Annotated in this window: 14 protein-coding genes; 5 read left to right on the plus strand and 9 right to left on the minus strand. The window is 62.6% G+C overall.

Annotated features, from left to right (window positions below; genetic code table 11):
- Positions 1 to 323, plus strand: a 323-nt coding sequence (locus tag R6U53_RS07025; RefSeq protein WP_410321655.1) for an RNA-binding domain-containing protein, incomplete at its 5' end; no start/stop codon positions are given.
- 55 nt (positions 324 to 378) lie between these two features.
- Here R6U53_RS07025 and sod read toward each other — a convergent pair.
- From sod to R6U53_RS07060, 7 genes are all read right to left on the minus strand, one after another.
- Entirely contained in the window at positions 379 to 984 is a 606-nt protein-coding gene (gene sod, locus R6U53_RS07030) for a superoxide dismutase (protein WP_410321656.1), read from the minus strand.
- 85 nt (positions 985 to 1,069) lie between these two features.
- On the minus strand, positions 1,070 to 2,464 hold the full coding sequence (locus R6U53_RS07035) for a cryptochrome/photolyase family protein (RefSeq protein ID WP_410321657.1): 1,395 nt from the start codon (positions 2,462 to 2,464) through the stop codon (positions 1,070 to 1,072).
- 77 nt (positions 2,465 to 2,541) lie between these two features.
- On the minus strand, positions 2,542 to 2,772 hold the full coding sequence (locus R6U53_RS07040) for a hypothetical protein (protein WP_410321658.1): 231 nt from the start codon (positions 2,770 to 2,772) through the stop codon (positions 2,542 to 2,544).
- 123 nt (positions 2,773 to 2,895) lie between these two features.
- Positions 2,896 to 3,429, minus strand: coding sequence for a DUF5815 family protein (locus tag R6U53_RS07045; protein ID WP_410321659.1), 534 nt, complete (start codon positions 3,427 to 3,429; stop codon positions 2,896 to 2,898).
- Positions 3,430 to 3,471: 42 nt separating this feature from the next.
- Entirely contained in the window at positions 3,472 to 4,353 is an 882-nt protein-coding gene (locus tag R6U53_RS07050; protein ID WP_410321660.1) for a hypothetical protein, read from the minus strand.
- Between the two features lie 73 nt (positions 4,354 to 4,426).
- Positions 4,427 to 4,840, minus strand: a complete 414-nt coding sequence (locus R6U53_RS07055) for a hypothetical protein (RefSeq protein WP_410321661.1) — start codon at positions 4,838 to 4,840, stop codon at positions 4,427 to 4,429.
- A gap of 79 nt (positions 4,841 to 4,919) precedes the next feature.
- A complete protein-coding gene (locus R6U53_RS07060; RefSeq protein ID WP_410321662.1) occupies positions 4,920 to 6,164 on the minus strand; it encodes an NAD(P)/FAD-dependent oxidoreductase in 1,245 nt (414 codons plus the stop codon).
- Positions 6,165 to 6,448: 284 nt separating this feature from the next.
- On the opposite strand from R6U53_RS07060, the gene R6U53_RS07065 reads away from it, so the two are divergent.
- Positions 6,449 to 7,054 carry a DUF6149 family protein gene (locus R6U53_RS07065; protein ID WP_410321663.1) on the plus strand — a complete coding sequence of 202 codons (606 nt, stop codon included), beginning with the start codon at positions 6,449 to 6,451 and terminating at the stop codon, positions 7,052 to 7,054.
- A 78-nt stretch (positions 7,055 to 7,132) separates the two neighbouring features.
- A complete protein-coding gene (locus R6U53_RS07070) occupies positions 7,133 to 8,131 on the plus strand; it encodes an AI-2E family transporter (RefSeq protein WP_410321664.1) in 999 nt (332 codons plus the stop codon).
- 11 nt (positions 8,132 to 8,142) lie between these two features.
- Here R6U53_RS07070 and R6U53_RS07075 read toward each other — a convergent pair whose 3' ends face one another.
- Entirely contained in the window at positions 8,143 to 9,501 is a 1,359-nt protein-coding gene (locus tag R6U53_RS07075; protein WP_410321665.1) for an NAD(P)/FAD-dependent oxidoreductase, read from the minus strand.
- Positions 9,502 to 9,723: 222 nt separating this feature from the next.
- Positions 9,724 to 9,891 carry a hypothetical protein gene (locus R6U53_RS07080; RefSeq protein ID WP_410321666.1) on the minus strand — a complete coding sequence of 56 codons (168 nt, stop codon included), beginning with the start codon at positions 9,889 to 9,891 and terminating at the stop codon, positions 9,724 to 9,726.
- A 106-nt stretch (positions 9,892 to 9,997) separates the two neighbouring features.
- On the opposite strand from R6U53_RS07080, the gene R6U53_RS07085 reads away from it, so the two are divergent.
- Positions 9,998 to 10,873 carry a homoserine kinase gene (locus R6U53_RS07085; RefSeq protein ID WP_410321667.1) on the plus strand — a complete coding sequence of 292 codons (876 nt, stop codon included), beginning with the start codon at positions 9,998 to 10,000 and terminating at the stop codon, positions 10,871 to 10,873.
- Positions 10,874 to 11,111: 238 nt separating this feature from the next.
- Positions 11,112 to 13,256 carry a catalase/peroxidase HPI gene (gene katG / locus R6U53_RS07090; RefSeq protein WP_410321668.1) on the plus strand — a complete coding sequence of 715 codons (2,145 nt, stop codon included), beginning with the start codon at positions 11,112 to 11,114 and terminating at the stop codon, positions 13,254 to 13,256.
- The last annotated feature ends 7 nt before the right edge of the window (positions 13,257 to 13,263 follow it).

The raw sequence follows: 13,263 nt of genomic DNA on the forward strand, positions 1-13,263 counted from the left end.
TCACGAAAGGGCACTCCGGCGATCGTATTCTCATATTCTCCGTGCGACTCGAGCGCGCCGACGAGGTCAGACACGTTCTCGCGAAACTGACCGAACTCGGCGACTTCGATCGACTGCTCGACGAACTCGAAGACCGAATCGACGACAACTGCGCGTTCTACATCGGTCTCGACAAGCAGGCCGCGTACAAAGGCAACGTCGAACTCGGTGACGGGCTCATGCTCCGCGGAAAGGTCGAAGCCTACCCCGCAAAAAAAGAGAGAGCGATCGAGACCGCCACCGGGGCACTCGAAGAACTCGCCGCACGGGCCGAACACGAGTAATCGGGCTGTCGCTCTTCGGCGCGACATCGAAAGAAATTGCTGGTGTGACGACGGCCTACTGGTGGATCGCGTTCTCGTACTGCTTTGCGACGTTGTCCCAATCGATGACGTCGAAGAACGCATCGATGAAGCTGCCGCGGTCCGGACCGTAGTCGTAGTAGTAGGAGTGCTCCCACACGTCGAGTGCGAGGATAGGGTGGCTTCCCCACAGCGCGCCTTGGTCGTGCTTGTCGACGACGAGGTTGCGCAGTTGGTCGGCGACCGGATCGTAGGCGAGCAACGCCCAGCCGCTTGCGGCACCCCCGGCGGCCTCGAATTCGCCCTTCCAGCCCTCATACGAGCCGAAGTCCTCCTCGATTCGGTCGGCGAGGTCGCCGGACGGTTCGCCGCCGCCGTTGGCGTCCATATTCTCCCAAAACAGCGTGTGGAGGTAGTGTCCACTGCCGTTGTGGGTGACGCTTCGGATTGCGGATCCGGAGCTACCGAAGTCGCCAGCCTCGCGGTTCTCGGCGAGCGTCTCCTCAGCGGACTGTAGGCCGTTGACGTAGCCTTGATGGTGGGTGTCGTGGTGCCACGTTACGACCTGCTCGGAGATAGACGGTTCAAGGGAGTCGTAATCGTACGGGAGCGGCGGTAACTCGGGATTGGAATGTTCGGGCATTTATATCGTCCTCCAATACTACTAGTCTCCCGCGAACCTGTTAAAGCTTCATGAAGCTATGGTAACACGTGACGGTTTATTCTCCTCATTCGTCGTTATCGTCACGTGCGCGCTCGAACATCTCGAGCGCCCGCTCGCGGCGTTGGCTGTGCTCGACGATCGGTTCCGGATAGTCCGGCGCGGCGTTGGCCCGTTCCGTCGGCGTTCGCTCGTGCCACGAATGGATCACGGTCGGGTCGGCGCCGTCGAGTTCGGACACGTACGTCGTTATATACTCCGCGTCGGGATCGTACCGTTCGCCCTGCGTCATCGGGTTGAAGATCCGAAAGTACGGCTGTGCGTCGGTGCCGGTCGAGGCGGCCCACTGCCAACCGCCGTTGTCGTTCGCCGTGTCGTGATCGACGAGCAGTTCGCGAAAGTGCGCGTAGCCACGTCGCCAGTCGATCAGCAAGTCTTTGCTCAGGAAGGATGCGACGATCATTCGAACGCGGTTGTGCATGAACGCCTCCTCGCGGAGCTGTCGCATCCCGGCGTCGACGATCGGATACCCGGTCTCGCCGCGCTTCCACGCCTCGAGTAACGCCTCGTCGTCCTCCCACTCGATCGGGTTCGGGTACGTCTTGTAGTTCGCGGTGACGACTTCGGGGTTGAAATACAGTACGTGTGCGTAGAACTCCCGCCACGCGAGCTGTGAACGGAACTCGGCGACCGACTCGCGTCGTTCGCCCACCGAATCGTCGAGCAGTTTCCTGACTCGCTCGTCGACCTCGCGGATCCCGATCGTGCCGAACTTCAGATGCGGTGACAGCCGCGACGTACACGCCTCCGCAGGGTAATCGCGTGCCTCCCCGTAGCGGTAGACATCAGCTTCGAGAAATGCATCCAGAAGCTCGCGCGCGGCGTCAGTCCCCGCTTTCGGGACATCCGCGGTGGGGTCGTCGAATCCGAGGTCAGTCACCGAGGGGAGCGGTTCGGTTTCCGGATCGGCGCGTGCAAGTTCCGGGATTGACCGTGGCTCGTCTTTCTCCCGGTTGCGCCACTTCTTCCAGAAGTACGTGTACACCGAGTAGGGATCGCCCGCGTTGGTCGTGATCGATCCGGGTTCGTGACAGATCGCGTCGTGGACCTGCTGGGGCGTGACGCCGGCGGAGTCGAGCGATGTCCGTACCCGCTCGTCACGCTCGCGAGCCAGTCCCGAATAGTCGCGGTTCCACGAGACCACGTCCGCATCGAGGGCAGCGGCGGTCCTCGGAACCACGGTTGCCGGATCGCCGTGTCGAACGAGCAATTCCGACCCACGCGTACGGTACGCTCCTCGCAATCCTTCGAGGGCGTCGAGCATGAATTCGACTCTCGGTGCGCCCGCGTGCGCCAAAACATCGTCGTCGAATACGAATAGGCCGATCGGTCTGTCCGGGGCGTCCGTCAGGCCTCGGTTGTCCGCGAGCCGAAGGTCCCGACGGTGCCAGTGAACTCGCATTGTACGTGCTTCGGGCTGCCAACCGGTAAACCCGAGGGTGTCCGTCGCGTTCTACCGGATTCGATCCACGCGTCCCGTTAGCGTCGGTCGTCGCCGAGTTGGTATCGGTACGGCTGGTCTCTTATGACCTCGACATCGCCGAGTTCGGCCTCGCGTCCGAGCACCGTCGCGATCCGATGTGCGCTGTCGAACTCCTCTCCGTGCGCTTCGAGCAGGTCGAGGATCTCCCGCGCGGTCAACGGCTCGTCGGGGTCGGCTTCCGAGAGTACCGATCGGATGCGCTCGAACTCGCCGCGGCGTATGCGCATGTTCTTACACATGACCTCTCATACCATAAGCACCCGTCAGACAAGTGTCATACGTGGGCTACGAGAAAACCGACAGAAAGCGGTCGAATCAATCGTCTGACGGAGGCGTATAGCCCCGTCCGATCAGACGGGAGCGTCGAACTCCGAGTCGAAGTCCCGCTCGCGACGGTACTGGTCGACGAACGCGCCGATGTCGAACTCGGTCATCTTCCGTTCGAACTCTCCGGCTGTCGTCTCGTCGCCGTGACTGGCGGCGTGTTCCATCAACTCGACGAGCAGTTCGACGACGATCTCGTGGAGCCGCCGCGAATCGAAGTCCGTGATCCACACGAGCGCGTACCCGACTCGACCGTCGTCGGAGACATCGGCGACCGATACCTCGTCGGGGAACTCCTCGAGGACCATTCCCATAACGTGCGGCATGCCGAACTCGGGGAACTCGTCGGCGGTCTCGATGGTCTCGGCGAACACCTCGACGATAGATTCGGGGACGAACCGCGAGACCGGATGCGCGTCGACGACCACCGCATGGCGATCGCCACACGCACAATCGAGCTCTCTCAGTCCCATGTCGATGTCGACGGCACGGACGCACTCACCGCAGGCGAGGTCGAGCTCGACATCGTCATCAGCTCCCGGAACGCGCGGCGTTGGCATTACCCCGTTTCGGTGCCCGGTCCGGTTAAAAACAGCGTTCGGCTACCGCGGCAGGTCGTCCGGCCCGAGCGCCGCGTCGTACGGATCGGGTTCGTCTTCCGGCTCCGTTTCCACCGCGTCCTCGGCCGCGCCGTTCGAATCGTCGATCTGGACGTACGCGCGGGTCGCGACCGCCGCACCGAAGGCGCTCAACACGCCGCCGACGATGGCTGCCACGATCGTTCCGGCGGGTGTGGAAACGACACCGATCGCGGCCGAACTGACCTCTTCGAGCCGCGAGGCGATCACGAGAATCGCGCCAATGAGCAGGACTTCGATTCGGTTCCCCTTGGTTAGCCGCCACGAATCCGCCATTCCTTGGACGAAGTTCTTGTCGTTGAGCGCGATCTCCTGTCTGAGGAAATAAAACAGCACGGCGAAGATGATCCCGGGCAGCAAAAGGAACAACAGGCCGACGATGATGAGCCCCCAGACGACGATCCCACCGACGAACCCGTTCAACGTCGCGAACAGAATGCGCTCGGTGGCGAGTTCGCCCGACACTGATTCGATATCCTCCGCCGCGAAGACGCGAACCGCGATGATCGATACGGCCTCCGCGACGAGCGCTAACACGAGGAGACCCCCTGCAGCGACTCCGGTGGAGATGCCGAGCGCGAGCGGCGAGGTCTCTTTGACCGTTTCGAGCGCCGTTTCGAACTCGGTGATCATCTGGTCGTACTCGGCCGGATCGACCCCCATCTCCTGTGGGGTCATACTCTGGAACACCGAGAGCAGCCACTCGAACGCGGCGACGGTGAGCGACTGAAACAGCACGGCGGTCAAGAGGGCGATACCGGCGAAGACGACGGCCAGGACGAGGCCGTTCTTCGCCGCCGTACGGGACGCTCCTTCGCGGAGCGCTTGACCAATATCGATACCCATACTCCCGTCCGCGTTCCCCTGCCCCTTAAGAATGGTCGAATCGGGACGGTCGATCCGGGCCGACACTACCGACTCAGGGCCAGTCGTCTCGGCGTTCGATCTCCCGTTCTTCGGGCTCGTCGTCGTCGGCGATGACCCACCCGGCGGCCTCCGCCGCCGTTTCGAGCGGGAGAAACTCCCAGTCGACGGATTCCGCGAGCGCTTCGTCCTCGTCGTCTATGCCGACGAAGACGTGTCGCTCCGTTTGGAACTGACTTTTGACGCTTTCGAGACTCTCCTTGCGACCTCGCGGCCCGGAAAAGAAATCCTGTCTGATTCGGTTTTTCCGCGTGAAGTTCGTCACCACGTATGTCGGTTTCTCTGAGATAACGCCGACGTACTCGCTCCACGAACGGGCGTCCGAAAACACCGCTTCGGGGTTCGCGAGCTGCTTGAGCGATTCCAACTCGAACGCGAGCGTCATATCTGATGAGCCGCCGCCATCCATAGTTAAACGGGGGAGGTGCCGGGAGAAAACACTTTGCATCGGCCGAGACGACACCTATAATCGCGATTCGCGAGGTGGGTCAGTTGGCGGTCGCCGGATCTTCGAACGCGTCGAGGTCGACGCCCTGTTCGAGGAGGAGGTCCTTCCGATCGGACACGTCGATCTGCTTTCGCGCAAGTTTCTTCAGGACCGACTGTGCGGACAGATCGCCGATCAGGACGCCGCCGATGACGCGATCGTCCTTGAGCGCGACGCGACGCCAGGTTTTGTCGTCGTATTTTTTTTCGACCGAGTCGTCCCCCCGCGTCGGGTGACCGAACGACAGGAAGGGGAACTCGAAGTGCGTGATCGAGTACGACGACACCCAGTTGAACTCCGCTTCGATACGGTCGGCGGCCATGTTCTGGCCGGCGATCGACCCTTGCTCTTTCGCCGATCCCCACGCGCCATTTTGGGCGCGGTCACCGAGGATTACATCGTGAAATCGGGTGATGTCGCCCGCGGCGTAGACGTCCTCGACGTTCGTTCGCATGTACTCGTCGGTGACGATGCCGTTGTCCGTCTCGATTCCGCTGCCGCGCAGGAACTCCGTGTTGAAATTCAGCCCGATCGCGACGCCCGCAAAGTCGGCCTCGAAGCGCTCGCCGTTGGGGTCGACCGCGGCGGTGACGTGGCCCTCGTCGTCGGCCTCGAAGTGGTCGACGCCGGAGTCGAAAACCGGCGACACGTCCATCTCCTCCATTGCCTCGTGGATGATCTCGGCACCTTCCTTCGAGAGCGCATAGCGCCACCAGGACTCCCCTCGCATCAGGTAGTGCGCCTCGACGTCCTGTGCGCCGCAGATGGCAGCGAGGTCGATACCCAAAAGCCCCGCGCCGACGATCACGGCGTTTTCGGCCGACTCCGCGCTCTTCTTGATCGCACGGGCGTCTTCGAACGTCCAAAAGTGGTGGACACCGTCCGCGTCGCTGTTGTCGACCGGAAGCTGCGTCGGCGTCCCGCCGGTCGCAACGAGGAGTTTGTCGTACCCGAACGTCTCTCCGTCGTGGGTGTACACCTCGTGAGCATCGGTGTCGACGCCCGTAACGACGGTGTTGAGTCGCAGATCGATGTCCCGTTCGTCGTACCAATCCGGGTCGTGGATCGAAACCGGTGCCTCGGGGAGTTTCCCTTTCGCGAACTCCTTGATCAGAATGCGATTGTACAGGGCCTCCCCCTCTTCGGTAAGAACGGTGACTTCGGCGCCCGGATCCGCCTCCCGAATCGTTTCCGCGGCGGAGGCTCCGGCGATGCCGTCACCGATTATGACGTGCGACGCACACATGCACACGCGTACGAATGCCTGGTTAATGTGGATTGTCATATGGCGCTACGCCCATCGGGCAAAGACATCTTGTACGTCGAAAAATAACGACGTTTGTCTTTATATACTTCATGAAATAGAACGTTTGTAATGGGGGATACCGTATTCCCCGGCTCGATTTGCCGCGTTGAGCTGGAATGCGCCGATCGGTCGATTCCACACGGTGGCTCACGCGCCGTCCCTCGACGGGTACAGGAAATTCCGTTTGCAGGAGGTTCAAGACGGTTCGATCCGTATCCAGCGGTATGAAGATCCACCAGAACCCGCGTCACTGGGCGTCGAAAAAGGCGCTTACTACGCCGGGAATCCGGAACGTCACCAGATACGCCCTCGTGAAGATGCACACGAGGATCTTCCTCGGGAAAACGGCCGAGCGCAACCACGAGGCGCGTCGCGATCACCTCGATTCGTTCTTCGACGGAACGATGGACAGCTACGTCGCCGCCCTCGAGTCAGGATACACCGAGGCCGAAGCCAGAGAGATCACGCACGTCCAGGCGAACTTCGATTTCTTCAATCACGGGTGGACGGAGATGATGGAGATCCCCGGCGACGAGTTGGAGTCCCACTATCGCCGGTACGAGTCGTTCTTCGAACGACACGGAATCACGATCGACGATCCGCTCGGCGAGTTCGTCCCAGTCGATGGGGTCGAACCAGCCCCCAAAACGCCTGAGAAGCTCGACACACCGGAATACGAGAACGCTATCGCCGGCTTCGACGACGACGTCTACGTCGAGACGGCGGATGGAGAGACGGTCGTCGGCGGCGAAACCGACGAACCGATGGATGTCGACCCTCAACAGGCTCCCGGCGTCGGCGACGAGGAATCGTCGAAAGGCGCGAGCTGAGACAGCGGAACCCGACCGCCATCCGACAGTGGCTTTTGGGTCCCGTAGCCTTTTGACTCACCCAACCGACGGGACGGTATGAACCGTGGGCAGGCGTTCCTCGTCGTCCTCATCGGCCTCGTCGCGGCGGTTACGCTTCTCATCGTCATCCCGTTCCTCGAGTATGTCGTCGCATCACTCATCCTCGCCTACGTGCTCCACCCGTTCCACCGTCGCCTTGAGCGACGGATCGGTGGGGTCGCCTCGGCGTTCGGCCTGATCACCGCGACGATCGTCGTGGTCATCGTCCCGCTCGCGTACATCGTCTCGGTGTTCGTCAGCGACCTCCGGGCGATCGCGGCGGGCGACGTCGACATCGACACTGCCGCGATCGAACGCCGGCTCTCGGAACTCCTCGGGCAGGACGTCGAGATCGACCTCTTGGAGCTGCTGGCGACGGCCGGTGACCAGTTGATCCAAGTCCTTTTCAACGGGTACACCGGCGTCTTCAGATTCGCCATCCAAGCTTCGATCGGGATCGCACTCACGTTGTTTCTGCTGTACTATCTGTTGCGTGACGGTCCGAAGTTCGTCACGTGGAGCAAAGACATCGCTCCGTTGCCCCCCCACGTCGTCGACGACTTGGTCTCAAAGATCGATGCGATGACGTGGGGCGTCGTCATCGGTCACATCGTCGTAGCGCTCGTGCAGGCTCTCATCGCCGGTATCGGCCTCTGGATCGTCGGCATCCCAAACGTCGTGTTCTGGACGTTCGTGATGGCAGTGCTCGCGTTGTTGCCGCTCATCGGTTCCTTTCTGGTGTGGGGTCCGGCCTCCGCCTACCTAGTCGTCATCGATCAAGTGACCGCGGGGACGCTGCTTTTCATCTACGGCCTCATCGTCGTCAGTCTCTTCGACAACTACGCCCGGCCGATCCTCATCGACCAGCAGGCCGGACTGAATCCGGGCGTGATCCTCATCGGTGTCGCCGGTGGCCTCTACTCCTTCGGCTTCACGGGGCTATTCGTCGGACCCATCGCCATCGGGGTGTTGGCGGCGACGCTCGAGACGTTCCGCAAGGAGTACGACCGGATCTGATCGACCACCGATCACCGGCCCAGAATCCGGTCAGCCGCCGCGTACCCCGCCTCGATCGCGCCGTTGAGACTTCGTTCCGGGTACTGCGCGCGCGAGGCCATTCCGGCGTAGTAGACCCCCGGATGGCCCTCGACGTCGAGGTCGTACGGGACGACCATGTCCAGGTAGCCTCGCTCGTAGACCGGGGCCGTCTTTGGGTTGCGAGCGATCCGGACATCGGTTACCGCTTCCCGATCGAAGTCCGGAAACAGCGATTCGATCCCGTCGAGCCACAACGTCTCGATCTCGCCGTCGTCGCGCGCCCAGAGGTCGTCGTCTGGTCCCTGCACGTAGCTCGCGACGTACAGGAGGTGCTCGCCACCGTACCGTTCCGTCGGGACGAAGTTCGTGTGTTCGATGAGTGCGCCGAAGGGTGCCTCATCAGCAAGGTTCAGCCAGTATGTGTCGAGCAACGGTTCGTCCATCGTGAGGAGCGCGCAGATCGAGCCCTGAAACTCGATGGAACACTCGTATCCGGTGAGCGATTCGAGAACATCGGGCATCGTCGCGACGACGACTGCCTCGACGTCGCACGTCTCGGCGGTCGCGTCGCCGTCTCCAGAGGTGTCCTCGACGGTCACGGACTCGACTGTCCTGTCCACCGGATCGTCGACATCGGGGCCCTCGCCGTCCGAAAACGAGAGTTCGGTCACGGCGGTCTCGGTGTCGATACGTTCCCGTCCGACGGCTTCGACGAGCGCGTCAGTGAACGTGGCGAATCCGCCGTCGAGGTAGCCGAGGATCTCGCCGCGGAGGAGGTCGCGCTCGCCGCGAAACTTGATCCGTCCGAGCAGCCACGCCGCCGAAACGTCCTCCTTGCGCTCGCCGAACTTGGCGTCCAAAAGCGGCTCGAAAAAGTACTCGTAGACGCCAGGGGTGGTGTGTTCGAGGAGGAACTGTTTGATCGGAACGTCCTCGAACGCCTCGATGTCGTCGTAGGTGTCCCGGCGCGGGCGACCGCCCCGAACGTCGATCCCGAGCGTCAACGCCGTGAGCCGGAATTTATCGTAGATCGAGAGATACGGGTAGGCTGCGATCTCCCAGGGCGTATCGAGCGGGTGGGCGACGCCGTCGACGTAGTAGGCGTTCTCGCCGACTCGCCACTCGATCCGATCCTCGACCCCGAGTTCCCCGGCCAACTCGACGATCGTCTCCTCCGTTCTCGAGAGATGGTGGTAGTACGCCTCGATTCGATCGCCCGCGGTTTCGTACGTCGCCGCGAGACCGCCCGGTTCGGCTCCGGTCTCGAAGACCCGGACCTCCCGGCCAGCGCTTCGAAGCCGATAGGCTGCGGCCAATCCGGCGAGTCCGCCGCCGACGATGCCGATCATATCCATCGATCGATTCGGTCACTGTTGGCTCTTTTCATCGGGGCTCGGATGCGTTGGATGGGTCGGCGCTCAATCGATTTGCCGCCACGTGCGGGCCGATTCGAGACACGACAGAATCGTCGGTCGAACCGCTCTCTCCGCGCTGTAAAACAGCTCCCGCGCGATCGGGGTCCGGAAATGGACGACGATCGTTTCGTCCGTCGCGCGAAAGACGGCGAGCGTTCACCCGCCGTCTCTCCGCCACGGACCGAGTCGACCCGCGCCGAGGTCCTCGACGACGAGCGTTCCGAGCTCCCAACTCAGCCGCCCTCGATACGGAATCTCGATCGGCAACGACGTGGGGAACGGTCCCGGGTCGGCGTCTCCTCGGTGGACGACGTTCGTGGTCATATACCAGTACCCACTCCCTCGCGTAAAAAGCGTGACTCTTCGGCCGATCGCTCGTCGCGGCGCGAAAGGTCGGGTTTTATTCGGGGGGCGAGCGGAACGAAGTCACATGGTTACGGTGCGGGCCCCCGCGACGAGCGCGAATCTGGGGAGTGGCTTCGACGTCTTCGGCGCGGCGTTGGGGCGGCCGGCGGACATCGTCCGCGTCGAGAAGGCTGACCGGACGACGATCAGCGTGACCGGCGTCGGAAGCCAGTACATCCCAGAGGATCCGGACAAGAACACCGTCGGCGCCGTCGCCGAGGCGCTGGACGCCCCCGCCACCATCGACATCGATAAGGGTGTTCGGCCGGCGTCGGGGCTCGGTTCCTCGGCCGCCTCAGCCGCCGCCGCCGCTGTCGGGTTGAACGAACTCTACGATCGGGGCCTGACGCGCGAGGAACTCGTCCCGATCGCCGCCGAGGGTGAAGCCGTCGTCTCGGGAGCCGCCCACGCCGACAACGTCGCCCCGTCGATTATGGGCGGATTCACCATCGCGCGCGCCGACGGCGTCACGACGGTCGATGCGTCGATCCCGCTCGTCACCTGTCTCCCGGAGATCGTCGTCTCGACGCGGGACGCACGGCAGGTTGTGCCCGACGGCGCACGTATGCGGGATATCGTCGAGCTCGTCGGCAACGCCGCGACGCTCGCGGTCGGGATGGCACGCGGCGACCCCGATCTCGTCGGGCGTGGGATGGACGATTCGATCGTCACGCCGGCCCGGGCGGAGCTAATCACCGGATACGAGTCGGTTCGAACCGCCGCGTTCGATGCCGGTGCGACCGGCGTGACGATCTCCGGGGCCGGTCCCGCGATCATCGCCGCCTGTCACGACGGCGACCGTCGGGCAATCGCCGGCGCGATGCTCGATGCGTTCGACACCGTTGGCGTCGATGCACGCGCCTATCAGACGCGGATCGGACGCGGAGCGGAGATCTTCTGAACGGCCGACGGGTGTCGACTCCGGTCGCTGAAACAGCTCCTCCCTGGAGACTGGAGAGGCGAGCGTCATCGTCGGCGCTCTGCCAGCCCCCGCGGATTGCGACACCGCTTCCTACGATACTGAAAATGCGTACACCGCGGAGATTAGTTCATAAAATCGATAGATTTCTTGGGCTGTCACGAACATTTCCTCTTCGAATTGAACAGTATTAATACGTCAAGGGAACTATTACTCAGACATGGCTGGGTCCAACCAAGACTGGTGGCCGAATCAGTTGAACCTGAAAATTCTCGATCAGAACGCTCGCGATGTCGGTCCGATGGACGAAGACTTCGACTACGCCGAGGAGTTCCAGAAACTCGATCTCGACGAGGTCAAGACGGACATCGAGGCGGTGTTGATGGACTCCCAAGACTGGTGGCCGGCTGATTACGGTCACTACGGGCCGCTCATCATCCGACTGGCTTGGCACAGCGCGGGTACGTACCGTACCGCCGATGGCCGTGGCGGTGCGGCCGGTGGCAGACAGCGATTCGCCCCGCTCAACAGCTGGCCCGACAACGTCAATCTCGACAAGGCACGCCGTGTGCTCTGGCCGGTCAAAGAAAAGTACGGCCGCAAGCTCTCGTGGGCCGACCTGCTGGTCCTGTCCGGGAACGTCGCACTCGAGTCGATGGGCTTTGAGACCTACGGCTTCGCCGGCGGACGAGAGGACGCATTCGAATCCGACGAGGGTGTCGACTGGGGGCCCGAACAGGAGATGATGGGTGACGAACGCCACGACGAGGAGGGCAACCTCGAAGGCGACCTCGCCGCCGATCACATGGGTCTGATCTACGTGAATCCGGAAGGACCGGGTGGCGATCCGAATCCCGAGGAGTCGGCGAAGTACATCCGACAGTCGTTCAAACGCATGGCGATGAACGACGAGGAAACCGTCGCGCTCATCGCCGGCGGGCACGAGTTCGGAAAAGTTCACGGGGCTGCCCCCGAGGATAACCTCGGGCCGGAGCCCGAAGAGGCACCCATCGAGATGCAAGGGATGGGGTGGGAGAACGAGTACGGCTCAGGCAAGGGTGACGATACGATCACCAGCGGTCTCGAGGGCCCGTGGACCTCCTCGCCGATCACGTGGGATCACGAATATCTCGACAATCTGTTCTCCTACGAGTGGGAACTCGACGAGAGTCCCGCCGGTGCCTACCAGTGGACGCCGGTCGACGAAGCGGCCCGAGACGCCGCGCCGGCCGCCCACGACCCGGAAGGAAGCCAGACGCCGATGATGCTCACGACGGACGTCGCCCTCAAGGCTGATCCGGACTACCGTGAGATCGCAAAACGCTTCCACGAGAACCCCGAGGAACTCGAAGAGGCCTTCGCGAAGGCCTGGTACAAACTGATCCACCGAGACATGGGTCCCTCGGAGCGGTTCCTCGGTCCAGAGGTCCCAGAAGAGGAGTTCCTGTGGCAAGACCCCATCCCCGACGTCGATCACGAGCTGATCGGCGAGGAGGAGACCGCCGAACTCAAATCGGAGATCCTTTCGTCTGACCTGTCGATCTCACAGTTGGTCAAAACGGCCTGGGCTTCCGCATCGACCTACCGCGACAGCGACAAGCGCGGCGGCGCCAACGGCGCTCGGCTCCGACTCGAACCCCAGAGGAGTTGGGAGGTAAACGAGCCGGAGCAACTGGAGACCGTGCTTTCGACCCTCGAAGCCATTCAACAGGAGTTCAACGGCTCGCGATCCGACGACGTGCGGGTCTCGCTCTCCGACCTGATCGTGCTGGGCGGCTGTGCCGCCGTCGAGCAGGCGGCACACGATGCCGGCTACGACGAGGACGTTCCGTTCGAGCCGGGTCGTACCGACGCCTTCGAAGAGCAGACCGACGTCGAGTCCTTCGAGTGGCTCGAACCCGACGCCGACGGGTTCCGAAACTACTACACTGACGGTGACGCACAGGACCGATCGGCCGAGGAGCTACTGCTGGACAAAGCCGACCTCCTGACGCTGACAGCGCCGGAAATGACGGCCTTGGTTGGCGGTATGCGCGCGCTGAACGCGAACTACCAAGACACGGACCTCGGCGTCTTCACCGACGAACCGGGGACGTTGAACAACGACTTCTTCCAGACTATCCTCGATATGGGCTACGAGTGGGAAGCGGTCTCTGAAGACGAAGCGGTCTTCGAGTTGCGCGACCGCAAAACGGGCGAAGTCGAGTTCACCGGCAGTCGCGTCGACCTCATCTTCGGCTCGAACGCCCGACTTCGAGCCATCGCGGAAGTCTACGGCGCCGAGGACGGCGAGGAGAAGTTCGTGCGCGACTTCGTGGATGCGTGGGGCAAAGTGATGAAACTCGATCGGTTCGATCTCGAGTAATCCGACG

Source organism: Natronomonas sp., from assembly GCF_046483325.1.
In the GTDB taxonomy this organism is placed as follows: domain Archaea; phylum Halobacteriota; class Halobacteria; order Halobacteriales; family Haloarculaceae; genus Natronomonas.

Excerpts from the sequence above, each read along its gene's own strand:
- sod (WP_410321656.1), bottom strand. The coding sequence starts at position 984 with ATGCCCGAACATTCCAATCCCGAGTTACCGCCGCTCCCGTACGATTAC.
- R6U53_RS07035 (WP_410321657.1), bottom strand. The coding sequence starts at position 2,464 with ATGCGAGTTCACTGGCACCGTCGGGACCTTCGGCTCGCGGACAACCGA.
- R6U53_RS07040 (WP_410321658.1), bottom strand. The coding sequence starts at position 2,772 with ATGCGCATACGCCGCGGCGAGTTCGAGCGCATCCGATCGGTACTCTCG.
- R6U53_RS07045 (WP_410321659.1), bottom strand. The coding sequence starts at position 3,429 with ATGCCAACGCCGCGCGTTCCGGGAGCTGATGACGATGTCGAGCTCGAC.
- R6U53_RS07050 (WP_410321660.1), bottom strand. The coding sequence starts at position 4,353 with ATGGGTATCGATATTGGTCAAGCGCTCCGCGAAGGAGCGTCCCGTACG.
- R6U53_RS07055 (WP_410321661.1), bottom strand. The coding sequence starts at position 4,840 with ATGGATGGCGGCGGCTCATCAGATATGACGCTCGCGTTCGAGTTGGAA.
- R6U53_RS07060 (WP_410321662.1), bottom strand. The coding sequence starts at position 6,164 with ATGTGTGCGTCGCACGTCATAATCGGTGACGGCATCGCCGGAGCCTCC.
- R6U53_RS07065 (WP_410321663.1), top strand. The coding sequence starts at position 6,449 with ATGAAGATCCACCAGAACCCGCGTCACTGGGCGTCGAAAAAGGCGCTT.
- R6U53_RS07070 (WP_410321664.1), top strand. The coding sequence starts at position 7,133 with ATGAACCGTGGGCAGGCGTTCCTCGTCGTCCTCATCGGCCTCGTCGCG.
- R6U53_RS07075 (WP_410321665.1), bottom strand. The coding sequence starts at position 9,501 with ATGATCGGCATCGTCGGCGGCGGACTCGCCGGATTGGCCGCAGCCTAT.
- R6U53_RS07080 (WP_410321666.1), bottom strand. The coding sequence starts at position 9,891 with ATGACCACGAACGTCGTCCACCGAGGAGACGCCGACCCGGGACCGTTC.
- R6U53_RS07085 (WP_410321667.1), top strand. The coding sequence starts at position 9,998 with ATGGTTACGGTGCGGGCCCCCGCGACGAGCGCGAATCTGGGGAGTGGC.
- katG (WP_410321668.1), top strand. The coding sequence starts at position 11,112 with ATGGCTGGGTCCAACCAAGACTGGTGGCCGAATCAGTTGAACCTGAAA.